23 protein-coding genes are annotated in these 24,611 nt (G+C 72.0%); 11 read left to right on the forward strand and 12 right to left on the reverse strand.

The genetic code is table 11. The features are described 5' to 3' along the window. The first annotated feature begins 9 nt into the window (after window positions 1–9). Window positions 10–897, forward strand: a complete 888-nt coding sequence (locus LCH29_RS13895; protein WP_446462025.1) for a GNAT family N-acetyltransferase — start codon at window positions 10–12, stop codon at window positions 895–897. A 76-nt stretch (window positions 898–973) separates the two neighbouring features. Here LCH29_RS13895 and acnA read toward each other — a convergent pair whose 3' ends face one another. Beyond that, window positions 974–3,691 (reverse strand): aconitate hydratase AcnA, encoded by a 2,718-nt coding sequence (gene acnA / locus LCH29_RS13900; protein ID WP_446462026.1) that lies wholly within the window; start codon window positions 3,689–3,691, stop codon window positions 974–976. A gap of 351 nt (window positions 3,692–4,042) precedes the next feature. Here acnA and LCH29_RS13905 point away from each other — a divergent pair, with 351 nt between their 5' ends. Both LCH29_RS13905 and LCH29_RS13910 read left to right on the forward strand, forming a co-directional pair. Further along, a complete protein-coding gene (locus LCH29_RS13905; RefSeq protein ID WP_446462027.1) occupies window positions 4,043–4,942 on the forward strand; it encodes a LysR family transcriptional regulator in 900 nt (299 codons plus the stop codon). 90 nt (window positions 4,943–5,032) lie between these two features. Further along, the gene (locus LCH29_RS13910) at window positions 5,033–5,599 is read left to right on the forward strand and encodes a Uma2 family endonuclease (protein ID WP_446462028.1); all 567 of its coding nucleotides are present in this window, start codon (window positions 5,033–5,035) and stop codon (window positions 5,597–5,599) included. A 27-nt stretch (window positions 5,600–5,626) separates the two neighbouring features. Here the strand turns inward: LCH29_RS13910 and LCH29_RS13915 are convergent, their stop codons facing one another. Beyond that, window positions 5,627–5,986 (reverse strand): GntR family transcriptional regulator, encoded by a 360-nt coding sequence (locus tag LCH29_RS13915; protein ID WP_446462029.1) that lies wholly within the window; start codon window positions 5,984–5,986, stop codon window positions 5,627–5,629. Between the two features lie 8 nt (window positions 5,987–5,994). After that, a complete protein-coding gene (locus tag LCH29_RS13920; RefSeq protein WP_446462030.1) occupies window positions 5,995–6,957 on the reverse strand; it encodes a DUF1648 domain-containing protein in 963 nt (320 codons plus the stop codon). Window positions 6,958–7,068: 111 nt separating this feature from the next. On the opposite strand from LCH29_RS13920, the gene LCH29_RS13925 reads away from it, so the two are divergent. Then, the gene (locus LCH29_RS13925; RefSeq protein WP_123100717.1) at window positions 7,069–8,598 is read left to right on the forward strand and encodes a helix-turn-helix domain-containing protein; all 1,530 of its coding nucleotides are present in this window, start codon (window positions 7,069–7,071) and stop codon (window positions 8,596–8,598) included. Between the two features lie 48 nt (window positions 8,599–8,646). On the opposite strand, the gene LCH29_RS13930 is transcribed toward LCH29_RS13925, so the two are convergent. From LCH29_RS13930 to LCH29_RS13950, 5 genes are read right to left on the reverse strand one after another with little or no spacing between them, the layout of a single operon-like run. Next, the gene (locus LCH29_RS13930; protein WP_446462031.1) at window positions 8,647–9,462 is read right to left on the reverse strand and encodes an SDR family NAD(P)-dependent oxidoreductase; all 816 of its coding nucleotides are present in this window, start codon (window positions 9,460–9,462) and stop codon (window positions 8,647–8,649) included. 29 nt (window positions 9,463–9,491) lie between these two features. Beyond that, a complete protein-coding gene (locus LCH29_RS13935) occupies window positions 9,492–10,589 on the reverse strand; it encodes a serine hydrolase domain-containing protein (RefSeq protein ID WP_446462032.1) in 1,098 nt (365 codons plus the stop codon). Between the two features lie 3 nt (window positions 10,590–10,592). Then, window positions 10,593–11,108, reverse strand: coding sequence for an ArsR/SmtB family transcription factor (locus LCH29_RS13940; protein ID WP_446462033.1), 516 nt, complete (start codon window positions 11,106–11,108; stop codon window positions 10,593–10,595). A gap of 47 nt (window positions 11,109–11,155) precedes the next feature. Continuing rightward, complete coding sequence (locus LCH29_RS13945; RefSeq protein ID WP_123100721.1) at window positions 11,156–11,560, reverse strand: RidA family protein; 405 nt, start codon at window positions 11,558–11,560, stop codon at window positions 11,156–11,158. Further along, window positions 11,557–12,681, reverse strand: coding sequence for an acyl-CoA dehydrogenase family protein (locus LCH29_RS13950; RefSeq protein WP_446462034.1), 1,125 nt, complete (start codon window positions 12,679–12,681; stop codon window positions 11,557–11,559). Before LCH29_RS13950 ends, LCH29_RS13945 begins: the two co-directional genes overlap by 4 nt. Window positions 12,682–12,808: 127 nt before the next feature. Between LCH29_RS13950 and LCH29_RS13955 the strand changes: the two genes are divergently transcribed. The 6 genes from LCH29_RS13955 (at window position 12,809) to LCH29_RS13980 (ending at window position 18,281) form a co-directional block, all read left to right on the forward strand. Continuing rightward, entirely contained in the window at window positions 12,809–14,446 is a 1,638-nt protein-coding gene (locus LCH29_RS13955) for an AMP-binding protein (RefSeq protein WP_446462035.1), read from the forward strand. An 18-nt stretch (window positions 14,447–14,464) separates the two neighbouring features. Then, a complete protein-coding gene (locus LCH29_RS13960) occupies window positions 14,465–15,307 on the forward strand; it encodes a PaaX family transcriptional regulator (RefSeq protein ID WP_446462036.1) in 843 nt (280 codons plus the stop codon). A gap of 282 nt (window positions 15,308–15,589) precedes the next feature. Beyond that, the gene (locus tag LCH29_RS13965; protein ID WP_446462037.1) at window positions 15,590–16,045 is read left to right on the forward strand and encodes a hypothetical protein; all 456 of its coding nucleotides are present in this window, start codon (window positions 15,590–15,592) and stop codon (window positions 16,043–16,045) included. 107 nt (window positions 16,046–16,152) lie between these two features. Beyond that, window positions 16,153–17,367 (forward strand): cytochrome P450, encoded by a 1,215-nt coding sequence (locus LCH29_RS13970; RefSeq protein WP_446462038.1) that lies wholly within the window; start codon window positions 16,153–16,155, stop codon window positions 17,365–17,367. 20 nt (window positions 17,368–17,387) lie between these two features. After that, on the forward strand, window positions 17,388–17,582 hold the full coding sequence (locus LCH29_RS13975; RefSeq protein WP_123100732.1) for a ferredoxin: 195 nt from the start codon (window positions 17,388–17,390) through the stop codon (window positions 17,580–17,582). Window positions 17,583–17,609: 27 nt separating this feature from the next. After that, window positions 17,610–18,281: a TetR/AcrR family transcriptional regulator gene (locus LCH29_RS13980; RefSeq protein WP_446462039.1), complete on the forward strand. Its 672-nt coding sequence runs from the start codon at window positions 17,610–17,612 to the stop codon at window positions 18,279–18,281. Here the strand turns inward: LCH29_RS13980 and LCH29_RS13985 are convergent. Together LCH29_RS13985 and LCH29_RS13990 are read right to left on the reverse strand one after the other, a co-directional pair. Beyond that, a complete protein-coding gene (locus LCH29_RS13985) occupies window positions 18,278–20,581 on the reverse strand; it encodes a bifunctional salicylyl-CoA 5-hydroxylase/oxidoreductase (protein ID WP_446462040.1) in 2,304 nt (767 codons plus the stop codon). The two genes, LCH29_RS13980 and LCH29_RS13985, sit on opposite strands and share 4 nt — an antisense overlap. Continuing rightward, window positions 20,578–21,405, reverse strand: coding sequence for an enoyl-CoA hydratase family protein (locus LCH29_RS13990; RefSeq protein WP_446462084.1), 828 nt, complete (start codon window positions 21,403–21,405; stop codon window positions 20,578–20,580). Before LCH29_RS13990 ends, LCH29_RS13985 begins: the two co-directional genes overlap by 4 nt. 227 nt (window positions 21,406–21,632) lie before the next feature. On the opposite strand from LCH29_RS13990, the gene LCH29_RS13995 reads away from it, so the two are divergent. After that, window positions 21,633–22,121, forward strand: a complete 489-nt coding sequence (locus LCH29_RS13995) for an ATP-binding protein (protein WP_446462085.1) — start codon at window positions 21,633–21,635, stop codon at window positions 22,119–22,121. Window positions 22,122–22,124: 3 nt separating this feature from the next. On the opposite strand, the gene argF is transcribed toward LCH29_RS13995, so the two are convergent. Then, window positions 22,125–23,129 carry an ornithine carbamoyltransferase gene (argF, locus tag LCH29_RS14000; protein ID WP_446462041.1) on the reverse strand — a complete coding sequence of 335 codons (1,005 nt, stop codon included), beginning with the start codon at window positions 23,127–23,129 and terminating at the stop codon, window positions 22,125–22,127. A 136-nt stretch (window positions 23,130–23,265) separates the two neighbouring features. Beyond that, window positions 23,266–24,495, reverse strand: a complete 1,230-nt coding sequence (locus LCH29_RS14005) for an arginine deiminase (protein WP_446462042.1) — start codon at window positions 24,493–24,495, stop codon at window positions 23,266–23,268. Between the last annotated feature and the right edge of the window lie 116 nt (window positions 24,496–24,611).

A 24,611-nucleotide genomic window follows, 5' to 3' on the forward strand; every position in this document is an offset into this window, starting at 1 on the left:
ATGGAGCGCATGATCCTCCGCCAGCTACGTGACACCGAGGAGGACGCCGAGGCGGTGAGGACCGTGGCCTCGGCCGCCTTCGACACCTCGCGGGCCCTGCGCGGCGAACCGGCGGCCGACCGGCCGCCCGACCGGCTCGCCCGCATCGACAGCCGCAACCGCCATCTGGCCCGGACCGATCCGGGCGGCTGCTGGCTCGCCGTGGACGATGTCGGCATGCCGGTCGGCACGGTGTTGTCCACGCGCCGCGAAGGCACCTGGGGGCTGGCGCTGTTCGCCGTGCTGCCCCGGGCCCAGCGGCGCGGGATCGGCCGGGAGCTGATGGCCGCGGCGCTGCTGTACGGACGGGCCTGCCTGCGCGGGATCATCTGCGGGTCCCGGGATCCGCGCGCGGCGGCCACGTACCGGCGGGCGGGCTTCACCCTGCATCCGGCGATGCGACTGCGCGGCACCGTCGACAAGGAGCTGAAGACCCGGCTGCCGTCGCTGGACGGCGCTGTGCACGAGGGCACGGCGCGGCACCGGGACCTGATGGACTCCCTGGACCGCCGCACCCGCGGCGGGGCCCACGGCCCCGACCACGAGGAGATGCTGCGCCACTCGCGGCTGCTGGTCGTCGACGAGCTGACCGGGAGCGGCTACTGCTACGTCGGCGCCGACGGGGACGTCGAACTGCTCGCCGCGACCTCCCGCCGCATCGCCGGGCGGCTGCTGACCGCCGCCCTGCTCAGCGTCCCGGAGGGCACGGAGGTGGCGGTGGAGAACCTGACGGCCGAGCAGGAGTGGGCGGTGGACGTCGGCCTCGAAGCGGGCCTTGAGCTGTCCAACGCGGGCTACGTCTGCCTGCGCGGGATGCGGCCGCCGTCCCCGTACATCCCCTCCGGCGCGTTCCTGTGATGACGACGCGCGAACGGGCCGCACCCCCGATGCGCAGGGGTGCGGCCCGTCCGTACGGCCGAAGACGCGCAGCGTCCTACTTGCGGATCAGCGAGCGCAGCACGTACTGCATGATGCCGCCGTTGCGGTAGTAGTCCGCCTCGCCGGGGGTGTCGATGCGCACCTTGGCGTCGAACTCCACATCGCCCGCCTTGACCTTGACGGTCTCCGGGATGCCGCCGTCGTTGAGCGCGGTGACGCCGGTGATGTCGAAGGTCTCCTCGCCGGTCAGGCCCAGCGACAGCGCCGAGGCGCCCTCGGGGAACTGGAGCGGGAGGACGCCCATGCCGATGAGGTTCGAGCGGTGGATGCGCTCGTACGACTCGGCGATGACGGCCTTGACGCCGAGCAGCGCGGTGCCCTTGGCGGCCCAGTCGCGGGACGAGCCGGAGCCGTACTCCTTGCCCGCCAGGATGACCAGCGGGGTGCCGGCGGCCTGGTAGTTCTGCGAGGCGTCGTAGATGAAGGAGACCGGCCCGCCGTCCTGCGTGAAGTCGCGGGTGAAGCCGCCCTCGGTGCCGGGCGCGATCTGGTTGCGCAGCCGGATGTTGGCGAAGGTGCCGCGGATCATGACCTCGTGGTTGCCCCGGCGGGAGCCGTAGGAGTTGAAGTCGCGACGCTCGACACCGTGCTCGGTGAGGTACTTGCCCGCCGGGGTGTCGGCCTTGATCGCACCGGCCGGGGAGATGTGGTCGGTGGTGACCGAGTCGCCCAGCTTGGCCAGGACGCGGGCGCCGGTGACGTCCTCGACCGGGGCCGGGTCCATGGTCAGGCCCTCGAAGTACGGGGGCTTGCGGACGTAGGTGGACTCCGCGTCCCACTCGAAGGTGTTGCCGGTCGGCACGGGCAGCGCCTGCCACTGGGCGTCACCGGCGAAGACGTCCTGGTAGGACTTGTTGAACATGTCCTCGCCGATGGCGTTGGCCACGACATCGTTGACCTCGGCCTCGGTCGGCCAGATGTCTTCGAGGAAGACCGGCTTGCCCTCCTGGTCGGTGCCCAGCGCGTCCGTGGTGATGTTCACCTTCATCGAACCGGCGATGGCGTACGCGACGACCAGCGGCGGGGACGCCAGGTAGTTCATCTTGACGTCCGGGTTGATCCGGCCCTCGAAGTTCCGGTTGCCGGAGAGGACGGAGGTGACGGCGAGGTCGGCGTCGTTGACGGCCTTGGAGACCTCGTCCGGCAGCGGGCCGGAGTTGCCGATGCAGGTGGTGCAGCCGTAGCCGACCAGGTTGAAGCCGACCTTGTCGAGGTAGGGGGTCAGGCCCGCCTTGTCGAAGTAGTCGGTGACGACCTTCGAGCCCGGCGCCAGGGTGGTCTTGACCCACGGCTTGCGGGTCAGGCCCTTCTCCACCGCCTTCTTGGCCACCAGCGCGGCGGCGACCATGACGTACGGGTTCGAGGTGTTGGTGCAGGAGGTGATCGCGGCGACGGTGACGGCGCCGTGGTCGATCTCGTACGTGGACCCGTCGGGGGCGGTCACCAGGGTCGGCTTGGTGGGCACGCCGTTGGAGACGGCCGGGGCGTCGGAGGCCGGGAAGGACTCCTTGCCCGCCTCGTCCTCCTCCGCGTCGGGGACGTAGTTACGGACGTCCTGCGCGAACTGCTGCGCCGCCTCGGCGAGCACGATGCGGTCCTGCGGGCGCTTCGGGCCGGCGATCGACGGGACGACCGTCGACAGGTCCAGCTCCAGCTTCTCGGAGAAGTCCGGCTCGGCGGCCGGGTCCAGCCACAGGCCCTGCTCCTTGGCGTACGCCTCGACCAGCGCGAGCTGCTGCTCGCTGCGGCCGGTGAGCTTCAGGTAGTTGATCGTCTCGTCGTCGATCGGGAAGATCGCGGCGGTGGAGCCGAACTCCGGCGACATGTTGCCGATGGTGGCGCGGTTGGCGAGGCTCGTGGCCGCCACACCCTCGCCGTAGAACTCGACGAACTTGCCGACGACACCGTGCTTGCGCAGCATCTCGGTGATGGTCAGCACGAGGTCGGTCGCCGTGGTGCCGGGCTTCAGCTCACCCGTCAGCTTGAAGCCGACGACGCGCGGAATGAGCATCGACACCGGCTGGCCGAGCATCGCGGCCTCGGCCTCGATGCCGCCGACGCCCCAGCCGAGCACGCCGAGGCCGTTGACCATGGTGGTGTGCGAGTCGGTGCCGACGAGGGTGTCCGGGTAGGCCTGGCCGTTGCGGACCATGACGGTGCGGGCCAGGTGCTCGATGTTCACCTGGTGGACGATGCCGGTGCCGGGCGGGACGACCTTGAACTCGTCGAACGCGGTCTGGCCCCAGCGCAGGAACTGGTAGCGCTCCTTGTTGCGCCCGTACTCCAGCTCCACGTTCTGGGTGAAGGCGTCGTTGGTGCCGAACTTGTCGGCGATCACGGAGTGGTCGATGACCAGCTCGGCCGGGGCCAGCGGGTTGATCTTCGCCGGGTCGCCGCCCAGCTCCTTGACGGCCTCGCGCATGGTGGCGAGGTCGACCACACAGGGCACACCGGTGAAGTCCTGCATGATCACGCGAGCCGGCGTGAACTGGATCTCCTGGTTGGGCTGGGCCTGTGAGTCCCACCCACCGAGCGCTCGGATGTGGTCGGCGGTGATGTTGGCGCCGTCCTCCGTGCGGAGCAGGTTCTCCAGCAGAACCTTCAGGCTGTAGGGGAGGCGGGCGGCCCCCTCCACCTTGTCCAGCCTGAAGATCTCGTACGACTCGTCGCCCACCTGCAGGGTGCTGCGGGCATCGAAGCTGTTCGCCGACACGACAGTCTCCTTCATGCATGAATTACGCGCGTACCACCGCAATGCTGCCGCGACATGCCCGCGCCGATCCGCTAAGGTAGGGCTAAGTTAGGTAACCCTTACCGGTGCGGCGCGACGGTGCGCCCGTCGACAGATATCTCGATGTCGAGATAACTCTAATACATGGCCCTCGCGGCGGGCAGCTCAGCCCTGCCATCGGGGCAGCGGGCCCGTAGCCCGCGAGGGTGTCGTCGGTCACGGTGAGCAGGGGGCAGGAACGGCAGCGTGAGGCGGCTGCGGCGCCTGAGCGGTGCCCGCCGTGATGCCCGGAGACCCCATGAACGCCCCTTCCGAGCCGCGATACTTGTCCGCATGGATCCGCATCTGCTCCGCACCTTCGTCTCCGTGGCCCACTGCGGCTCCTTCTCCGACGCCGCCCACCAGCTCGGCTCCACGCAGTCGGCCGTCTCGCAGCAGATCGCGACCCTGGAAGCCGATCTGCGCACCCCGCTGCTGACCCGGCGGCCGGTGACGCTCACCACCGCCGGGGCGCGGCTGCTTGAGCACGCGGGTCCGCTGCTGCGACGGCTGGACGCGGCCCGGGCGGACGTCGAGCGGCTGGCCGGGCCCGCCGCCGTGCGGCTGACCCTCGGCGCCTCCCCGCTGGCCATGACGCCCGCGGTCGCCACGGCCCTCGACGAGACGCGCCGTTCCTGTCCCGACGCGGGCGCCGCCGTACGGATCCTCCGCCGCCGGGAGATTCCGGCGGCCGTCGCGACCGGCGCGCTGGACCTGGGGCTCCTCGACGGCCCGGCGGCCCCCGGCGCACCCCTGCCGCTGCCCGAGGCCGGGCCGCTGACCACGGTCGCGGTCGCGGAGACGCCGCTGGTCGTCGCCCTGCCGTCCGGCCATCCGCTGGCCCGCCGGCTCGGCCTGCGGCTGGCCGACCTCGCCGACTCCTCCTGGCTGGACGCGCCGGACGCCGCGGTGCCGCTGGGCGCCCTGCGCGCCGCGAGCGGCACCGGCGGCTTCCGCGCCTCGCTGACGTACGAGGGCACGGACGTACGCGCCCTCCTCGCCCTGACGGCGGCCGGCCACGGCCTGGCCCTGCTCCCCCACACGGCCGCCGAGAACGCCCCCGGCATCGCCGCGATCCCCCTGACCGCACCCCGCCTGATCCACCGCACCGAACTCCTCCATGGCCCCGCCGTGAACGGCCCGGCCCGCACCCTGGCAGCGGTGCTGACGGGAGACGGTCACCGGTACGGGTGATTGCCGGGCGGATATGCCCGACCCCGTCAAGGATTGCGATGGACCTTGGGCAGTCGTCATGCTGCGATTACGACGCCTGGTGGAGGACCGATGAGCGCGCAACCCCATGAACACACGGCTTCGTACGTGCCCGACGACCCCGAAACCGCACTGAAGTATGCGATCCAGCACCACCAGGGGGACCGGGTGCAGATCGTCGAGGGGCTCATCGAACCGTTGTCTCCGACATGGGACCACGAAAACGCGGCTGATCTGATCCGCGAACAAATTGGCCCGGTCATGCGGAAGCTGGACTGCAGAGCGGGCTCGGGAAACCTTGACCTGCCAGGCAGCACCAACTGGTACGTGCCGGACCTGGCCGTCGTGCCGCGCGAGCTCGCGAAGGGCGGCGGGGCGCTCGTCCCCGACCAGACCCTGCTGGTCGTCGAGATCACCTCGGACTCCAACGGAGACACCGACCGGATCGTCAAGCGCCGCCGCTACGCCGAATACGGCGCGCCGCTGTACCTGCTGGTCGACCGGCAGGAGCGCACCTGCACGCTCTACGCCGCACCCGGCCCCCTCGGCTACACCAAGGTGGACGGCCCGCATCCCTTCGGCACACCCCTCGCGCTCCCCGAGCCGTTCGGCTTGGAATTGGACACCTCGGACTTCTGATCCGACTGATCCGACTCTGCGCCCGGCTCAGCCGCTCGCCAGCCGGGTGCGCACCAGGGACAGGACCTCCTCGTCCGACAGGCCGAGCGCCCGGGCCTCCTCCACCAGGTTCTGGACGCCCTCCAGGAGCCGGGCGCGGGCGGTGGGCTGTTCGCCGGTGACCACGGCGCCGCGGCCGCGGCGCAGGTCGATCAGGTCCTCTTCGCGGAGGCGCTGGTAGCCGCGGAGGACCGTGTGGACGTTGACGCCGAGGGAGTCGGCGAGGGCGCGGGCGGCGGGGAGGCGCTCGCCGGGGCAGAGGGTGCCGTCGGCGATGGCTCCGCGGACGGTGGCGGCGATCTGGTCCCCCAGCGGGACCGGGGAACCGAGGTCGACACGGAAGAGCATGGTCAGCCTTACGTTCCAGTATTGGTCCGGTCGCGCTCGACCAGGGTGTTGAGCAGGGCCGCCGCGGTGGCGGCGTCGTCCACCGTCACCACGAACTCCTTGCCGGTGGTCAGCCGCAGGAAGAGCGCGTCGCCCGAGCGCAGCACCAGGGCGCTGCGCCCCGACTGGATGCGATAGCCCCAGCCGCCGAGGCCGAGGACGCGGGCCTCACGGCTGGTGGCGTTCGCGATCCGCTCCAGCGGTATCCGCATCCGCGGGCGCGGGGCGAACCACGGTGCGACGGACAGGCCGCGGCGGTCCACGGTGACCCGGCAGCGGGACAGCGCCACCGAGATCAGCCCGACGACGATCAGCGCCGTTTCCGCCCTCGTGTCCGTGGCCACGGCGAGCACCACACCCAGCAGGGTGGTGCCCGCCCCCAGAACGGCCAGCACGGGCGATCCGACGCCGCGCGTCCAGACGGCGGCCTCGCCCTTGGCGAGCGGCAGCCGGGGTCCGGCCGCCTCGGCGGTCTCGTCGGCGGGCGCCGCGTCCCGCCCGGCCAGCAGCCATCCCGCCCAGCCGACGACCCCGGCGGCGGCGAGGGACACGGCCAGGTGCCACAGGGGGAAGGTCACGTCGGCGGCACGGGCGGCACTGGCGTTGACCCACAGCATCACGATGTGGGCGTAGCCGAGCATCGCGGCCGTCCCGAACCCGATGGCGACCAGCCCCTGCTGCGCGCCGAGCGCCGTACGCGAGCGGAGGGCGACGACCGCCACGATGAGGCCGGGCAGCAGCAGAAGGGTGGTGACCACCGGGAGGAAGGCACCCAGACCGGTGAATCCGTCGGCCTGCCCTCCGGGGCCGAAATGCGTGGCGAGCCGATCCGGCAGCCGGTCCCGCAGCGCGGCGTAGACGGCCAGCACAGCGGCCCAGGCCAGCAGAAAGGGCAGAGCGGCGACGGCAGCGCGCCGCCAGGCTTGGGTCACGACAACCTCCCTTGTTCGGGTACTACTAGAACAATACTCGGGTGGACAGCCCTCACACCTCACCCCACCCCAGTCGCATGCGCATCTCATATCTGAGATAGCCTCTTCTGTATGACTGACGACTACCTCTCCCGCATCGGCAAGCTCATCCGTGACGCCCGCCAGCACCGTGGCTGGACCCAGTCGCAGCTCGCGGAGGCGCTCGGCACCAGCCAGAGTGCCGTCAACCGCATTGAGCGCGGGAATCAGAACATCAGCCTTGAGATGATCGCCCGTATCGGTGAGGCGCTGGACAGTGAGATCGTCTCCCTCGGGTACGCGGGCCCGATGCATCTCCGAGTAGTCGGCGGGCGCCGCCTCTCCGGCGCCATCGACGTGAAGACGAGCAAGAACGCGTGCGTGGCGCTGCTGTGCGCCACCCTCCTCAACGCGGGCCGCACCACGCTGCGGAGAGTCGCCAGGATCGAGGAGGTCTACCGCATCCTCGAAGTGCTGGGCAGCATCGGCGTCCGCACCCGCTGGCTCAACGACGGGAACGACTTGGAGATCGTGCCGCCCGCCGAGCTGGACCTCGACTCCATGGACACCGAGGCCGCGCGCCGCACGCGCAGCGTCATCATGTTCCTCGGCCCGCTGCTGCACCGGATGGACCGCTTCCGGATCCCCTACGCGGGCGGATGCGACCTCGGCACCCGCACCGTGCAGCCGCACATGACCGCGCTGCGCCCCTTCGGCCTCGAAGTGACCGCCACCGACGGCATGTACCACGCCCGCGTCGACCGCTCGGTCTCCCCCACCCGCGCGATCGTGCTGACCGAACGCGGCGACACGGTCACCGAGAACGCCCTGCTCGCGGCCGCCCGCCACGACGGCGTCACCGTCATCCGCAACGCCTCCTCCAACTACATGGTCCAGGATCTCTGCTTCTTCCTGGAGGAGTTGGGCGTCAAGGTCGAGGGCGTGGGCACCACGACGCTCACCGTCCACGGCGTCACCCACATCGACCGCGACGTCGACTACGCGCCCTCCGAGGACCCGGTGGAGGCGATGAGCCTGCTCGCCGCCGCCGTCGTCACCGAGTCGGAGCTGACCATCCGCCGGGTGCCGGTCGAGTTCCTGGAGATCGAGCTGGCCATCCTGGAGGAGATGGGCCTCGACCACGAGCGCAGCGCGGAGTACGCGGCGGACAACGGCCGCACCCGCCTGATCGACCTGACGGTCCGGCCGTCGAAGCTCCAGGCGCCCATCGACAAGATCCACCCGATGCCGTTCCCCGGCGTCAACATCGACAACGTCCCCTTCTTCGCCGCCATCGCGGCCGCCGCCCAGGGCTCGACACTGATCCACGACTGGGTCTACGACAACCGCGCCATCTATCTGACGGAGCTGAACCGGCTCGGCGCCCACGTCAAACTCCTCGACCCGCACCGGGTCCTGGTCGAGGGCCCCACCCGCTGGCGCTCCGCCGAGATGATGTGCCCGCCCGCGCTGCGCCCCGCCGTGGTCGTCCTGCTGGCGATGATGGCCGCGCCCGGCACCTCCGTACTGCGCAACGTGTACGTGATCAACCGGGGTTACGAGGACCTGGCCGAGCGGCTGAACTCGATCGGCGCCCAGATCGAGACGTTCCGCGACATCTGAGGCCCAGCCGGACGGGGGCGCGGCGCCGCGGCGCCGCGCCCCCGTCGGTCAGGAGTCGCCGCCGCGTCGCTCCACGCGGAAGCCGAACGGCGCCGTGCCTCCGTCGAGCGCCGCGACGCCGCCGTCCACGGTGAGGGTCGCGCCGTTGACGAAGGACGCGGCGGGCGACAGCAACCAGGCGATCGCCTCGGCGACTTCGGACGGGTCGCCCGGGCGGCCCGCGGGTATGAGGGCGGTCGCCTCCTCGTACGCCTCCTCGACACCGCCGTCCAGGTCCGCCTCCTCGGCGAAGCGGGCCATGCGGCCGTCGGCCATCTCGGTGCGCACCCAACTGGGGCACACGGTGTTGGCCCGCAGCCCCCGGCGGCCGTAATCGACGGACAACGAGCGGCACAGCTGGAGCAGCGCGGCCTTGGAGGTCGCGTACGCGGCGTTGCCCATTCCGTTGCGCAGCGCCGCGACGGAGGCGACGGCGACCACCGAGCCGCGGGCCTCCAACAGGTGCGGGAGCGCCGCGCGCATCAGCAGGAAGGGGGCGGTCAGGTTGGTGCGGAGCACCAGATCCCAGGTCTCGTCCGAGAGGTCTCCCACCGCTCCGCTGCGCCCCACGCCCGCGTTGAGAACCAGTCCGTCGAGCCTGCCGTAGCGGGAGACGGTGTTGTCGACCAGCTCGCGGACGACAGCCGCGTCGGTGAGATCGCCGACGTGGGCCAGGGCGCCGGTTTCGTCGGCGATCCGGCGCAGGGGCTCGGGCCGTCGGCCACCGATGACGACGTGGTGTCCCTCGGCGCGCAGCAACCGGGCGGTCGCGGCGCCGATGCCGGTGCCTCCACCGGTGACGACGACAACGCGCTCGTCGGCCATGAGTATCAGAGCTCCTCGTTCCGTCAAGATCAGCGGCCGGCGTCGAGGTCGTCCAGCAGCCCGTAGGTGAGCGTGTCCATCGGGCGGTCCTTCCCCTCGGGCACCGGGCTGACATTGTTCGTCATCATCACCACCGCTGTCCCGCTCTCCCGGTTGAACGCCGCGCAGGTGCCGAAGCCGCCGGTTTGTCCGTTGTGCAAGATCATGGTGCGGCCGCCGGGCAGTGGGCTGAGGTGCCAGGCGAGCCCGAGCCGCAGACCGCGGCCGGCGGTGAAGTGGGGCCGCTGGGTGAGTTCGATGGCGTCACGCAACGGGGAGCGTTCGGGGCGGAGTTGGGCGGCCAGGAAGCGCAGCATGTCGTCGACCGTGCTGTATACGGAGGTGCCCGCGCCGCTGAGCACGCGGTCGTGCCAGTCGGGCACCGGCGTGCCCTCGTAGTGGCCCACGGCCTTGCGGAGCAGCATGTCCGGCCGCAGTGTCGTCGTGGTGTCGGCCAGTCGCAGCGGCGCGGTCACGCGGTGCCGCAGCATCGCGTCCACGCGGTCGAAGGCGAGTGCCTGGCCGAGGAGTCCGAAGCCCAGGTTGGAGTACGCGTACTTCTCGCCCGGCTCGGTGGCCAGGGTGGTCTTGGCGAGCCCCTCGGCCAGGTCGTCCAGCGTGTAGCGCGCGTACGGGTCGTAGGGGTTCGCCCCGTCGAGGAGGTTGGGCGGCAGCGAGGGCAGACCGGACGAGTGGGTCGCCAGGTCGGCGAGGGTGATCCGGCGGGGGCCCTTGCGGGGGATGGGGAACCGTGCGGGCAGGGTGAGCGGTGCGTCGAGGCGCGTTTCGCCCGCGGTGACGGCACGGGCGAGGGCGGTGGCGGTGAGCGTCTTGCCGATCGAGCCGAGCTGGAAGACGGTCCGGCCGTTCGGCGTCCGCTTCCCCTTTCCGGCCGCGCCCGCCACGTACGTCCGTTCACCCTGGATGACGCCGCACACCGCGCTCGGGCTCCCGGCGGCCAGCACCTGGTCCAAGGTGCGCCGCACCTGTGCGCGCAGGGTGTCGTCGGCCGCGGCGGCGGTGCCGGACAGCAGCGAGGCGCCCGCGGCAGCGGTGGCCGCAGTGGTGATGAATGTACGTCGGTTCATGCGTCATTCCCCCGTGGTCGGTTCGGCTGGTGGCACCACCGCGGACAGCAGCACGAGCAGCGGCACGACCCGGCCCGCGGGCACCTGGTAGTGGCCGCGGCCCTCGGCCTGGAGCCAGCCCGTGGCCGTCAGCTGCTTGAGGTGGTGGTAGAGCTGGCCGGTGGTGTTCAGCCCGGCGGTCTCCTGGAGTTCGGCCGCCGAGCGGGTGCCGCCCAGTACGGCGCGCAGCAGGGTGAGCCGCGCCGGGTGACCCAACGCGGCGTAGGGCGCGGCGTGTTCGGACCAGTCCGCGTCCAGCAGGCCGTCGGTCGTGGCGCCCTGCTGCCATTCGTAGTGCTTGCCGGTGGGCATCTCGACCGCACCGGTGAACAGCACCTGCCCGTGTCCCGTGCTCCGTCGGCGCAGTTCCTCCAGGGCCCAGAACACCTCGTTCCGCGGGGTGTCCGGCGCTTCGGACTCCAGCCGCGACACCCGTTCTTCGAGTGCGGCGACCCGCTCGGACAGGGACTCGTCGGCCATGGACCGGAGACTACGTTATTCCGGAATTACAGAGCAAGGGCGTTTCGCTACGGCAGCACCGCGATGCCGTCCAGTTCGACCATCGCCTCCTCGTCCCACAGCCGGACGATGCCGATGACGGCCATCGCCGGATAGTCGCGGCCGGCCATCTCCCGCCAGATCCGGCCGAGTTCGGGGGCGCACTCGCGGTAGGCGGCGATGTCGGTGGCGTAGACGGTCAGCCGGGCGAGGTCGGTGGGGCTGCCACCGGCGGCCGCCAGCGCGGTGAACAGATTGGTGAGCGCGCGGCGGAACTGGGCGGGGAGGGTGTCCCCGACGACCTTGCCGTCCTGGTCCAGCGCGGTCTGACCGGCGAGGAAGACCAGTTGGCCGCCGGTCGCGGTGACGGCGTGGCTGAATCCGGTGGGCGGGGACAGCTCGGCGGGGTTGATCCGGTGCAGGGGCTCGGTCATCGGTACAGCTCCTTCGCGATGATCGTGCGCTGGACCTCGGTGGCGCCCTCGTAGATGCGGGGCGCGCGCACCTCGCGGTAGAGGTGTTCCAGCAGATGGCCGCGGCGCAGCGCGCGGGCGCCGTGGATCTGGACGGCCGCGTCCACGACGTACTGCGCGGTCTCGGTGGCCAGCAGCTTGGCCATGGCCGAGCGCCGGGCGATGCCGGGCTCGCCGTCGTCGTACGCGCTCGCCGCCGCGTACACCAGGAGCCGGGCGGCCTCGGTACGGGTGGCCATCTCGGCGAGCTGGTGCGCGACCGACTGGAGGTCCTTGAGCGGACCGCCGAAGGCGGTGCGGCTCCCGGCGTGCGCCAGCGAGGCGTCCAGCGCCGCCTGCGCCATGCCGACGGCGAACGCGCCCACGCTCGGCCGCAGCAGGTTGAGGGTGCGCATCGCGACGCGGAAGCCCGCGTCCGGCACGCCGAGCACGTCCTCGGCGGTGACCGGGACGCCGTCGAAGACGAGGCGGCCGATGGGGTGCGGGCTGAGCATCTCCAAGGGCTCGCCGCCGAGTCCGGGGCGGTCGGCGGGGACCAGGAAGGCGGTGACGCCGCGTGAGCCCGCGCCCGGGGTGGTGCGGGCGAAGACGGTGGTGACGTCGGCCTCGGGCGCGTTGGAGATCCAGCACTTCTCGCCGGTCAGCCGCCAGCCCCCGGCCCCGTCCCGGTCGGCCCGCAGGGTGAGCGCGGCCGCGTCCGACCCGGCGTCCGGCTCGCTCAGCGCGAAGGCGGTGACGGTGCGGCCCGCCCGGATCCCGGGCATCCAGCGCTCATACAGCTTCTCGCCGCCGGACAGCACGATCGGGTACGCGCCGAGCCCCTGGAGGGCGAGCGCCGTCTCTGCCTCGGTGCACTCCATGGCCAGCGACTCGCGCAGGAGGCACAGATCGAGCGCCCGGACCGGCCCGTCCTCCGGGAACAGCCGCTCCAGCAGGCCCAGTTCACCCAAGCAGACGGTCAACGGCCGGTTGATCCGCCCCGGCGTACCGGCGTCCGCGAGCGGCCGCAGCCGGTCGCGGGCCAGCGCGCGCAGCCGTGCGCACCAGCGCCGCTGCTCCGGATCCAGTGCGAATGACGGCATCGGGGGCCTCCCTCGGCACAACCCTTATCGCGGCATATTGACTGTCGTCACCATCACGTTACGCTGACAAAGCGACTTCAGACAGCCATCCGGCAGGCACATCGGGCAGGCAGGGGGCGCAACCTCGATGGAGCTCAGGCCTTCGGCACACGTCGACACCTTCGCCCGTGACCACCTCCCGCCCGGCGACCAGTGGCCCGGCTTCCTCCTGGACCTGCCGGGGCCACGCCGCCCCGACCGGCTCAACTGCGGGGCGGAGTTACTGGATCGCACGGTGGAGCGGTACGGCCCGGAGCGGGCCGCCGTGCGCGACGGCTCCGGCACGGTGTGGACGTACGGGGACCTGCGCGCGCACGTCGACCGCATCGCGCACACCCTCACCACCACCCTCGGCGTCGTCCCCGGCAACCGGGTGCTGCTGCGCGGCCCCACCTCGCCGTGGCTGGCCGCCTGCTGGCTCGCCGTCATGAAGGCGGGCGCGGTCGCGGTGACCGTCCTGGCCGCCCAGCGGTCCCGCGAACTGGCCACGATCTGCGACATCGCCCGGGTCGGGCACGCCCTGTGCGACGCGCGGTGCGCGGACGACCTCATCAAGGCCGGGGTGCCGGGGCTGCGCACCCTCACCTACGGCGGTGACGCGCCCGACGACCTGCTGCGGCTCGCGGCCCGCGCGCCCGCGTCGTACGAGGCCGTCCCGACCTCCGCCGACGACGTCGCCCTCATCGCCTTCACCTCGGGAACCACCGGGCGACCCAAGGGCTGCATGCACTTCCACCGCGACGTCCTCGCCATCGCCGACACCTTCTCGGCCCAGGTGCTGCGGCCCACCCCCGACGACGTGTTCGCGGGCAGCCCGCCGCTCGGCTTCACCTTCGGCCTCGGCGGTCTCGTCGTCTTCCCGCTGCGCGCCGGGGCGTCGGCGCTGCTGACCGACCGGGGCGGCGGCGGGCCGGAGCGGCTGCTCGGCGACATCGCGCGGCACCGGGTGTCGGTGCTGTTCACCGCGCCGACCGCCTACCGGGCCATGCTGAACCGGCTGCGCACCGAACCCGGGGCGTACGACGTCTCCTCGCTGCGCCGCTGCGTCTCCGCCGGGGAGAACCTGCCCGCCGCCACCTGGCACGACTGGCACGAGACCACCGGGCTGCGCATCATCAACGGCATCGGCGCCACCGAACTCCTCCACATCTTCCTGTCCGCCGCCGACGACGCGATCCGCCCGGGCACCACGGGCGTTCCGGTGCCCGGCTACGAAGCCCGAGTCGTCGACGTCGGCCTGCGCCCCGTCCCCGACGGCGAACCGGGCCTGCTCGCCGTGCGCGGCCCGACCGGCTGCCGCTACCTGGCGGACGAGCGCCAGCTCACGTACGTACGCGACGGCTGGAACCTCACCGGCGACACCTACATCCGCGATCCGGATGGCTACTTCCGCTATGTGGCGCGCGCCGACGACATGATCATCTCGTCCGGGTACAACATCGCGGGCCCCGAGGTCGAAGACGCCCTGCTGCGCCACCCCGACGTGGTCGAAGCCGCCGTCACCGGACAGCCGGACGCGGAGCGCGGCACGATCGTCGTCGCCCACGTGGTGCTGCGCCCGGGCATCCCGCGCACCGAGGAGACCGTGGCCGCCCTCAAGGCCCACACCACCGCCGAACTCACCCCCTACAAATGCCCGCGCCGCTTCGTCTTCCTCGACGAACTCCCCCGCACCGCCACCGGCAAGCTCCAGCGCTACCGCCTCCGCGACGGCGCCCCCCTGTGACCGCCTTACAGTGACCTCGTGAACGGCCAGCACACCCCGCGCTCCCTCATCGTCACCCACTACGGCGCCTACGGGCGCGGCGCCCCCGGCCGCCCGGCCGGGCCGGTGCCCGTCGCCGCCCTCATCCGGCTGATGGGCACCGTCGGCGTCGACCCGCCCTCGGTGCGCTCCGCCGTCTCCCGCCTCAAGCGGCGCGGCCTGCTGGTCGCCGACCGCACCGCCACCGGCGCCGCGGGCTACGCCCTGTCCGCCGACGCCCGCCAGCTCCTCGACGACGGCGACCAGCACATCTACCCCCGCCCCACCCCCGGGCCCGACCGCTGGCTGCTCGCCGTCTTCTCCGTCCCCGAACAGGAGCGCAACAAGCGCCACCTGCTCCGCTCCCGCCTCTCCCGCCTCGGCTTCGGCACCGCCGCCCCCGGCGTCTGGATCGCCCCGGACCGCCTCTACGACGAGACCCGCCACACCCTGGAACGCCTCGGCCTCGACTCCTACGTCGACCTCTTCCGGGGCGACCACGCGGGCTTCACCCCCACCGCCGAGGCGGTCCGCCGCTGGTGGGACCTGGACGAACTCGCCGCCCTCCACCGCGCGTTCCTCACCGCCCACGAACCGGTCCTCGCCCACTGGACCGACCGCGCCCCCACCCCCGAAGACGCCTACCGCGACTACCTCCTGGCCCTCGACTCCTGGCGCCACCTCCCCTACGCCGACCCCGGCCTGCCGCCCGCCCTGCTCCCCGACGACTGGCCCGGCGCCCACGCCGCCGAGGTCTTCACGGCCCTCCACACCCGCCTGCGCGACGCGGCCGCGGAGCACGCCGCGGCCGTGCTGCACGGCACGACGGCGAGACCGGCCTGATGGCACTCGCAGCCCTGGGGTTCGCCCTCATACCGTGGTTATGGGCCCTCGCCGCCACCATCCCCTCCCGCGAGCCCCGAACGGGACTGCTCTGGGCCCTCCTCCACCTCGCCGCCACCGGCGCCCTCCTGCTGTGGCTGCGCGCGGGCACGGGCGGGCAGACGGCAGCCCTGACGAAGCTCCTCCTGCCGCCGCTGCTCGCCGGTGGCGCGAGGCTCGCGTACGAGATCCACCGCCACCTCACGGCGACACCCGCGCCAAGCCCTGAGCCCAGGAGACACGGTGTTCCCCCTGCCACGAGGCGCGACCGGTTTCGCCCGGCCCGAGCACGGCCCGCTCCCGGAAACCGACGTGCGCGCCTTCCGCACCGCCCTCCACGCAGCCGCTCGCGCGGCCGGTGGCCGGGTCGGCACGGTGGAGGAGCGGACGTACCCCCGGACCTTCCACACCGCCTCGATCCTCCGGCGCGCCGACGAGCATGTCGTCCTGTGCCACGCCCATCACCCCTGGATCGCCTTCGCCGAAGAGCGGCGGACCGGGCACGACGGCGGCTTCGCCTCCCCACCTCCCTGGTCGGACGTCTTCTCGGCCTCGGGCTTCGACGTGCTGACGGCCGAGCAGTTGGGAACGCCTCTCACCGACCTGGACACGTCGGGGTTCTCGCGGGCCGAGTGGCACCAGATCGGCTACTTCGGGATCACCACGCTGGGCGGAGTGCTGTTCAACGCCTGGGACTGACACCACCCCGCGGGTCGAATGTCGGCCAGACCTCCTAAGCCCGTTGATTTAATAAGACGACCGTCTTACGGTGCTCAGGAGGTCCCCGACACCGGAGGAGTCCGCCCATGACTGACGTCGTTCCTGACTACCCGTTCGAGCAGCCCAACGTGCTGGAGCCCCCGCGGGAGTGGGCCGAGACGCGGGCCGCGTGTCCCGTGGCGCATGTGCGGATGCCGAGTGGGGATGTGGTCGGTCTGCTGACCGGGTACGAGGAGGTGCGCGGGCTGCTGACCGATCCGCGGTTCAGCCGGAACCTCGACCGGGAGGGCGCGGCGCGGATGTCGACCACCGAGGACGGTGGCATGTTCAGCCGGCCGGCCCAGGGGCGGGTGGACAACAAGGAGGGGCCGGGGCACCGGCGGTGGCGGCGGCTGATCAGCCGTGCGTTCACGGTGAAGAAGATGGAGGCGTGGCGGCCGCGCGTGCAGGAGATGGCCGACGCGCTGGTGGACGACATGGTGGCCAAGGGGTCGCCCGCGGATCTGCGCGCGGCGCTGGCGCTTCCGCTGCCGGTGCGGGTCATCTGCGCGCTGCTGGGCGCGCCGAGCGAGGACCAGGACAAGTTCGCGCGGTGGTCGGAGGTCCTGCTGACGCTGACGCGTTACACGCAGGCCGAAGTGGACGAAGCGCAGCGGGACTTCCACGCCTACGCGTCGGAACTGGTCGAGCGCAAGCGGGCGGAGCCGGGCGACGATCTGCTCAGTGAGCTGACGCAGATCTCCGACAGCGAGGACGGGCGGCTCAGCCACGACGAGCTGATCTCCACCGCGGTCGGCCTCCTGCTGGCGGGGCACGAGACCACGTCCAACATGATCCTGAAGATGACGGCGATGCTGCTGTCGGAGCGGGAGCGCTACGAGGCGGTACTCGCCGATCCGGACCTGGTGCCGGGTGTGGTGGAGGAGGCCCTGCGGATGGACGCGAACGGCGGGGTGGGCATCCCCCGGTTCATCACCGAGGACACGGAGGTCAGCGGGGTTCCGGTGGGCGCCGGGAGCACGTTGTTCGTCAATCTGCACGCCGCCAACCGGGACGAGCGCAAGTTCCCCGAGCCCGACCGGTTCGATCCGCGCCGTGAGAACAACGCCCAGCACCTCGCCTTCGGTGCGGGGCCGCACTTCTGTGTCGGCCAGACGCTCGCCCGGGTGGAACTCCAGGTGGTGCTGGGGACGTTCGTCAGGCGACTGCCCGAGCTGCGGCTGCGGGACGCCCCGGAGGCGCTCCGCATCCGCGAGGGGGTCGCCGCGGGCGGTTTCGAGGACATGTGGGTCACCTGGTGACGGGCGGCGAGGGAGGTAGCATGAAGATCACTGTCGACGAGGGGCTCTGCTGCGCCAGCGGGATGTGCGTGGTCAGGGCCGATGAGGTCTTCGACCAGCGGGAGGAGGACGGGATCGTGGTCGTGCTGGACGACGCTCCGCCGCCGGAGCACCGCGATGCCGTCCGTGAGGCCGCCGCGGCGTGTCCGACCGGGGCCATCAGCCTGACGGAATGATCCCTTCAGCGGAATGACTCCAGCGGAATGACGCTTCCCGGCCCGGCTGCCCCGCCGTCCGCGCGCTCGGTGCTCGCGCGGGACAAACTGATGCGCACCGCCGAGCGGCTCTACGCCGAGCGCGGCTTCGCGGGCGTCTCGGTGCGGCAGATCAGCGAGGCAGCCGGGCAGCGCAACAACTCGGCGGTGCAGTACCACTTCGAGAGCCGTGACGGGCTCATCAGGACGATCCTGTCGCACCACACAGCACTCGTCGAGAAGCACCGCATCGCCATGGTGGAGGCGCTGCGCGGGCAGGACACGGTGTCCCTGGAGGACCACTACGGCTGCCTGATCCTGCCGAACGTCGAGACGTACATCGAGGCGGGCACCCCCGCTTGGTGCGCACGCTTCTTCGCCCAGGCCCTCGTCGAACCCGCGCTGCGCGACTACGTCGTGCGGGAACATCTGGAGACGCCGTCCCTCGGCCTCCTGGGCGAGATCGGCGCGATCCGCCGGGACGACATCCGTCCCGACCTCCTGGAGCGGCACGGCACGATGGTGCGCCAGCTGTCGGTGCACGCCTTCGCCGAGTTGGAGTACGACCTGGCCAACGGCCGCGTCGACCCGGCCCGGGCGGAGGAGTCGTGGCACACCCTGGGCCGGGACCTGATCACGGCACTGTGCGGGCTCACCACCGCCCTGCTCGGGCCTCTCTAGAGGGCGAGCCGCGGCCTCGGGGCATCGGTGCGGCCGGTCGGGGGTGTGCGGCTGCCCGCCTGGTACGGGAGGGGCCAGGGGGTGGCGGGGCCGGTGTAGTTCTGGTCGGCGGCGGCGTGCAGGGTCCAGTGGGGGTCGTAGAGGTGGGGGCGGGCGAGGGCGCAGAGGTCGGCGCGGCCCGCCAGGATCAGGGAGTTGACGTCGTCCCAGGAGGAGATGGCGCCGACCGCGATGACGGGGACGCCGAGTTCGTTGCGGATGCGGTCGGCGTAGGGGGTCTGGTACGAGCGTCCGTAGTCGGGGGTCTCGTCGGGGACGACCTGGCCGGTGGAGACGTCGATGGCGTCGGCGCCGTGGGCGGTGAAGGCAGCGGCGACGACGACGGCGTCGTCGGCCGTGGTGCCGCCGTCGGCCCAGTCGGTGGCGGAGATGCGGACCGTCATCGGGCGGTCGTCGGGCCAGACGGCGCGGACGGCGTCGAAGACCTCCAGGGGGTAGCGGAGGCGGGCGTCGAGGGAGCCGCCGTAGGCGTCGGTGCGGTGGTTGGTGAGCGGGGAGAGGAAGCTGGAGAGCAGATAGCCGTGGGCGCAGTGGAGTTCGAGGAGGTCGAAGCCCGCGCGGGCGGCGCGCTCGGCGGCGCGGACGAACTGATCGCGGACGGCGGCGAGTCCGGCGGCGTCGAGGGCCTGCGGGGTCTGGTTGACGCCGGGGCGGTACGGGAGGGGCGAGGGGGCGAGAAGCGGCCAGTTGCCGTGCGGGAGAGGGGTGTCGATGCCCTCCCACATCAGCCGGGTGGAGCCCTTGCGCCCGCTGTGGCCGAGCTGGACGCCGACGGCCACGCCCGGGGAGTGGGTGTGGGCGAAGTCGGTGACGCGGCGCCAGGCGACTTCGTGGGCGTCGGCGTAGAGGCCGGTGCAGCCGGGGGTGATGCGGCCCTCCGGGCTGACACAGACCATTTCCGTCATCACCAGACCGGCCCCGCCGAGGGCCCGGCCGCCGAGGTGGACGAGGTGGAAGTCGCCGGGGGTGCCGTCGGGGGCGGCGGAGTACATGTCCATGGGGGACACGACGACGCGGTTGCGGAGGGTGAGGCCGCGGAGGCGGAAGGGGGTGAACATGGGCGGTGTGGCGGCGGGTACGGCGGCCTCGCGCTCCACCGTCTCGACGAACTCCCCGTCGCGCAGCCGCAGGTTGTCGTGGGTGACGCGCCGGCTGCGGGTGAGGAGGTTGAAGGCGAACTGCCGCGGCGGCTGGTCCAGGTACAGCTCCAGGTTCTCGAACCACTCCAGGCTGGCACGCGCCGCGCGCTGGGTGGAGGCGACGACCGGGCGGCGTTCGGCCTCGTACGCGGCGAGCGCGTCGGGGAGGGCGGGGTGTTCTTCGAGGCAGGCGGCCAGGGCGAGGGCGTCCTCGACGGCGAGTTTGGTGCCGGAGCCGATGGAGAAGTGGGCGGTGTGCGCGGCGTCGCCGATGAGGACCGTATTGCCGTGTGACCAGCGCTCGTTGACGACCGTGCGGAAGGCGGTCCACTGGGAGTGGTTGCCGCGCAGGGGGTGGCCGCCGAGGGCGTCGGTGAAGAGCTTGGCGCAGCGCTCGGTCGACTCGCGTTCGGTGCAGCGGTCGAGCCCGGCCCGCCGCCACACCTCTTCCCGCATCTCGATGATGACGGTGCTGGCGTCCGGCTCATAGGGATAGCCGTGCAACTGCATGACGCCGTGCTCGGTCTCGGCGATCTCGAAGCGGAAGGCGTCGAAGGCGACGTCGGCGGCGAGCCAGATGTAGCGGCAGCGGTGGGTGGTGATGCGGGGGCGGAAGGCGTCGGCGTGGGCCCGGCGGGTGGCGCTGCCCGCGCCGTCGGCCGCGATGACCAGGTCGTACGCGCGGGACAGCTGCTCGGTGGGCGGCGCCTCGCTGCGGAACCGGAGGTGGGCCCCGAGGGCCTGGCAGCGCTCGTGGAGGATGCGCAGCAGCCGGCGGCGGCCGAGGGCGGCGAAGCCGTGGCCGCCGGAGGTGAGCACATGGCCGCGGTGGGTCACGTCGATGTCGTCCCAGCGGACGAACGCGTCGCGGAGGGCGGCGTAGACGACCGGGTCGGCGTGCTCGATGCCGCCGAGGGTCTCGTCGGACAGGACGACGCCGAAGCCGAAGGTCTCCTCGGGGCCGCCCCGCTCCCAGACGGTGATCTCGCGCCGCGGGTCGAGGCGGGCGAGCAGCGCCGCCGCGTAGAGCCCGCCGGGCCCGCCGCCGACGACGGCGACGCGGAGCGGGCGGCGAGGGGCGGGACCGGGGGCGGTGGTCATCGGCCCTGCCACAGCGGGGCGCGGCGGGCGGTGAACGCGGCGTGGAACTCGGCGTAGTCCGCGCCGGTCATCAGCAGCGCTTGGGTCGACGCGTCCATCTCGATCGCGGCGGACAGCGGCATGTCGAGTTCGGCGGTGAGCAGCGCCTTGGTCTGGGCGAGGGCGAGGGAGGGCCCGTCGGCCAGCCGCCGGGCCAGCGCCGCCGCCTCCGCCCCGGCCTGCCCCTCGTCGGCCAGCACGCTGATCAGGCCGATGCGCTCGGCCTCGGGGGCGCGCACGGGTTCGCCGAGCATCAGCAGCCGGGTGGCGTGGCCGAGCCCCACCACGCGGGGCAGCAGATAGGCGGCGCCCATGTCGCCGCCGGAGAGCCCGACCTTGGTGAAGAGGAACGAGAAGCGGGCGGAGGGGTCGGCGACCCGGAAGTCGGCGGCGAGGGCGAGGACGGCGCCCGCGCCCGCGGCGGCGCCGTGCACGGCGGCCACCACGGGGAAGGGGCACTCCCGCAGCACGCGGACCACCTGCCCGGTCATCCGGTTGAAGTCGAGCAGCCGGCGGGTGTCCATGGCGAGGGTGGCGCCGATGATCTCGTCGACGTCGCCGCCGGAGCAGAAGCCGCGCCCCTCGCCGCCGAGGACGAGGGCGTGGACGGAGCCGTCGCGGGCCAGCTCGGCGAGGAGGTCGCGCAGATCGGCGTAGGCGCCGAAGGTGAGCGCGTTGAGCTTCTCGGGGCGGGCGAGGGTGACGGTGGCGACGCCCTGGTCGAGGGTGAGGTGCAGATGCCGCCACTCCTCGGTGCGGGGCGCGGAACCGGTGAACGGACTCATGGGGGCCATGGCCTCCTTCAGCCGGACGGCTGGGTCTGCCGGGTGCCTTCCTGGTGCCTGCCCCTCGAAGTTATCACTGGTACGTGACTGTCGTCACGAGTGCGCGATAGTCCGTGGCGCGTGATCGATAAGACCAAAGTCCCCCCAAGAGTGGTCCATGGTCCCTTCCGGCACTATCGTCCGCTTCATACCGTCAAGGGCTGCGGTATCCGCTCCACGCCGACCGTCTGGACCCGTACGTGCCCGAACCCCTCCACGCCGCCACCTGGCGCTTCGCACTGCCGCACACGACGGCCGCGGTGCCGCTGGCCCGTGCGCTGATCCGCAACACGCTGGCGGACATCGGCGCGCCCGTGGACGGCGACACGGCGGAGCTGCTGACGGCCGAGCTGGTCGCCAACGCGGTGCAGCACACGGCCGGGGACGAGCCGATAGAGCTGGTGGTGGAGCTGGTACCGACCGGCGGCTGGCAGGTCGAGGTGCACGACCAGGACCCCACCCCGCCCGGCGGTTTCAGCGGCCCGGACGGCCAGGGCGTCCGGGAGGCCGACGGCCCGGGCCGCCCCGAGGGACCCAAGAGACCCGAAATCCTCGCCGAACGGGGACGCGGACTGCTGCTCATCCGAGCCCTCAGCGCGGACACCGGCTACCGCCCCACCCCCTACGGCAAGGCCGTCTGGTTCACCCTTCCCCCGGCGGAAGCCGCGGAGGGCTGACGGCTACGCCGAGCCGAGCGTCGCGACCAGCACCGCCTTGATGGTGTGCATCCGGTTCTCCGCCTCGTCGAAGACGACCGAGTGCTCCGACTCGAAGACCTCCTCGGTGACCTCCAGCTCGGTCAGCCCGTGCCGCTCGTAGATCTCCCGGCCCACATCGGTGCCCAGGTCGTGGAAGGCCGGGAGGCAGTGCATGAACTTCACGGCGTCGTTGCCGGTGGCCCGCAGCACGTCCATCGTCACCGCGTACGGCCCCAGCAGGGCTATCCGCTCGTCCCACACCTCCTTGGGTTCGCCCATCGACACCCACACGTCGGTGGCGATGAAGTCCGCGCCGCGCACGCCCTCGGAGACGTCCTCGGTGAGCGTGATCCGGGCGCCGGAGGCCGTGGCCATCTGGCGGGCCAGCTCCACGATGGTGTTGTCCGGCCACAGCAGCTTGGGCGCGACGATCCGCACGTCCATGCCCAGCAGGGCGCCGGTGACGAGGTAGGAGTTGCCCATGTTGTACCGGGCGTCGCCGAGGTAGGCGTAGGCGATCCGGTCCAGCGGCTTCTCGCTGTGCTCGGCCATGGTGAGGACGTCGGCGAGCATCTGCGTGGGGTGCCACTCGTCGGTGAGGCCGTTGTAGACCGGCACCCCGGCGTGGGTGGCCAGCGCCTCGACGACGCCCTGGCCGTGTCCGCGGTACTCGATCGCGTCGTACATCCGGCCGAGCACCCGCGCCGTGTCCTTGACGGACTCCTTGTGGCCGATCTGCGAGCCGGTCGGGTCGAGGTACGTGGTCGAGCCGCCCTGGTCGGCGGCGGCGACCTCGAAGGCGCAGCGGGTGCGGGTGGAGGTCTTCTCGAAGATCAGGGCGATGTTCCTGCCCTGGAGCCGGCGCGTCTCCGTGCCCGCGCGCTTCGCCGCCTTCAGCTCGGCCGACAGGTCGACCAGGTGCCGGAACTCCTCTGCGGTGAAGTCCAGCTCCTTGAGGAAGTGGCGGCCGGTGAGGTCAATCGCCATGGGGTGGGCTCCTAGGTCGCGGTCGAGCGGGTGCAGCAGGTCGGGCAGGTCAAACGAGGCCGAGCAGGGTCGAGCCCTGGAAGCATATACGAGAGACTGTATATATACGGAGGGAGGTCCGGGAATGACCCCGCCGTTACGACTCCACGGCGTCCCGCTCGACCGGGCAGCTCATGCAGCGCGGCCCGCCCCGGCCGCGGCCCAGCTCACTGCCCGGGATATCGATGACCTCGATGCCGCGCTTGCGCAGGAACGTGTTGGTCGTCGCGTTCCGCTCGTAGGCGACCACCACGCCCGGCTCGACCGCGAGCACATTGCAGCCGTCGTCCCACTGCTCGCGCTCCGCCGCGTGCACGTCCTGGGTGGCGGTGAGCACCCGGATGGCGTCCAGGCCGAGGGCCGCGGCTATGGCCCGGTGCATGTGCTCCGGCGGATGGTCGGTGACCTTCAGCTCCCGGCTGCCCGCGCCCGGCTCGATGGTGTACGAGCGGAGCATCCCGAGCCCCGCGTACTGGGTGAAGGTGTCCCCGTCGACCATCGTCATCACCGTGTCGAGGTGCATGAAGGCGCGCCCCTTGGGCATGTCGAGCGCCACGATCGTACGGGCGGAACCGGCCTCGAACAGCCGGTGCGCCAGCATCTCCACCGCCTGCGGGGTGGTCCGCTCGCTCATCCCGATCAGCACCGCGCCCTTGCCGATCACCAGGACGTCGCCGCCCTCGATGGTCGAGGGGTAGGCGGCCTGGCCCTCCGACCAGACGTGGAAGTCCTCGTCCGCGAACAGGGGGTGGTGGCGGTAGACGGCCTCGTAGTGCACCGTCTCGTGCCAGCGGGCGGGCCAGCGCATCGCGTTGATGGCCACCCCGTCGTACACCCAGGCGGAGGCGTCCCGGGTGAAGAGGTGGTTGGGCAGCGGGTTCACCAGGAAGTCGTCCGGCTCCATGGCGTGGAAGCGGATGGACACCGGCTCCGCGAACCGGGCCAGATACTCGCGCTTCGTCATGCCGCCGATCAGCGCCTCCGTCAGTTCCGGGGCGGTCAGCTCGTCGAAGGCCGCGCGCAGCCGGTCGGTGGCCAGCGGACCGTACTCCTTCTCGTCGAAGACCCGGTCCAGCACCAGGTCCCGCGCCGTGGGCAGGGCCAGGCTCTCGGCCAGCAGGTCGCCGAACAGATGGACCTCGACGCCCCGGTCGCGCAGCACGTCCGCGAATCCGTCGTGCTCCTGGCGGGCCCGGCGCACCCACAGGACGTCGTCGAAGAGGAGCGCGTCCCGGTTGGTGGGGGTGAGCCGCTTCAGCTCCAAGTCGGGACGGTGCAGAATGACGCGGCGCAGCCGCCCGGCCTCCGAGTCCACATGGAATCCCATGATTCCCATCTTCGCCGCTTCGGGCTCGCTGCGGATGACCCGCGACACAAGTCGTGACCAAGGGCCCCTGTCCGGTCCGCGGCCGGGATGAGGCAACCGCCAGGATCAGGCAGCGG

The organism is Streptomyces sp. BRA346, from assembly GCF_052851135.1.

Excerpts from the sequence above, each read along its gene's own strand:
- LCH29_RS13910 (WP_446462028.1), top strand. The coding sequence starts at position 5,033 with ATGAGCGCGCAACCCCATGAACACACGGCTTCGTACGTGCCCGACGAC.
- LCH29_RS13955 (WP_446462035.1), top strand. The coding sequence starts at position 12,809 with ATGGAGCTCAGGCCTTCGGCACACGTCGACACCTTCGCCCGTGACCAC.
- LCH29_RS13975 (WP_123100732.1), top strand. The coding sequence starts at position 17,388 with ATGAAGATCACTGTCGACGAGGGGCTCTGCTGCGCCAGCGGGATGTGC.
- LCH29_RS13945 (WP_123100721.1), bottom strand. The coding sequence starts at position 11,560 with ATGACCGAGCCCCTGCACCGGATCAACCCCGCCGAGCTGTCCCCGCCC.
- LCH29_RS13925 (WP_123100717.1), top strand. The coding sequence starts at position 7,069 with ATGACTGACGACTACCTCTCCCGCATCGGCAAGCTCATCCGTGACGCC.
- argF (WP_446462041.1), bottom strand. The coding sequence starts at position 23,129 with ATGGCGATTGACCTCACCGGCCGCCACTTCCTCAAGGAGCTGGACTTC.
- LCH29_RS13905 (WP_446462027.1), top strand. The coding sequence starts at position 4,043 with ATGGATCCGCATCTGCTCCGCACCTTCGTCTCCGTGGCCCACTGCGGC.
- LCH29_RS13935 (WP_446462032.1), bottom strand. The coding sequence starts at position 10,589 with ATGAACCGACGTACATTCATCACCACTGCGGCCACCGCTGCCGCGGGC.
- LCH29_RS13990 (WP_446462084.1), bottom strand. The coding sequence starts at position 21,405 with ATGAGTCCGTTCACCGGTTCCGCGCCCCGCACCGAGGAGTGGCGGCAT.
- LCH29_RS13895 (WP_446462025.1), top strand. The coding sequence starts at position 10 with ATGATCCTCCGCCAGCTACGTGACACCGAGGAGGACGCCGAGGCGGTG.
- LCH29_RS13940 (WP_446462033.1), bottom strand. The coding sequence starts at position 11,108 with ATGGCCGACGAGTCCCTGTCCGAGCGGGTCGCCGCACTCGAAGAACGG.
- LCH29_RS13980 (WP_446462039.1), top strand. The coding sequence starts at position 17,610 with ATGACGCTTCCCGGCCCGGCTGCCCCGCCGTCCGCGCGCTCGGTGCTC.
- LCH29_RS13950 (WP_446462034.1), bottom strand. The coding sequence starts at position 12,681 with ATGCCGTCATTCGCACTGGATCCGGAGCAGCGGCGCTGGTGCGCACGG.
- LCH29_RS13985 (WP_446462040.1), bottom strand. The coding sequence starts at position 20,581 with ATGACCACCGCCCCCGGTCCCGCCCCTCGCCGCCCGCTCCGCGTCGCC.
- LCH29_RS13930 (WP_446462031.1), bottom strand. The coding sequence starts at position 9,462 with ATGGCCGACGAGCGCGTTGTCGTCGTCACCGGTGGAGGCACCGGCATC.
- LCH29_RS14005 (WP_446462042.1), bottom strand. The coding sequence starts at position 24,495 with ATGGGATTCCATGTGGACTCGGAGGCCGGGCGGCTGCGCCGCGTCATT.
- LCH29_RS13970 (WP_446462038.1), top strand. The coding sequence starts at position 16,153 with ATGACTGACGTCGTTCCTGACTACCCGTTCGAGCAGCCCAACGTGCTG.
- LCH29_RS13915 (WP_446462029.1), bottom strand. The coding sequence starts at position 5,986 with ATGCTCTTCCGTGTCGACCTCGGTTCCCCGGTCCCGCTGGGGGACCAG.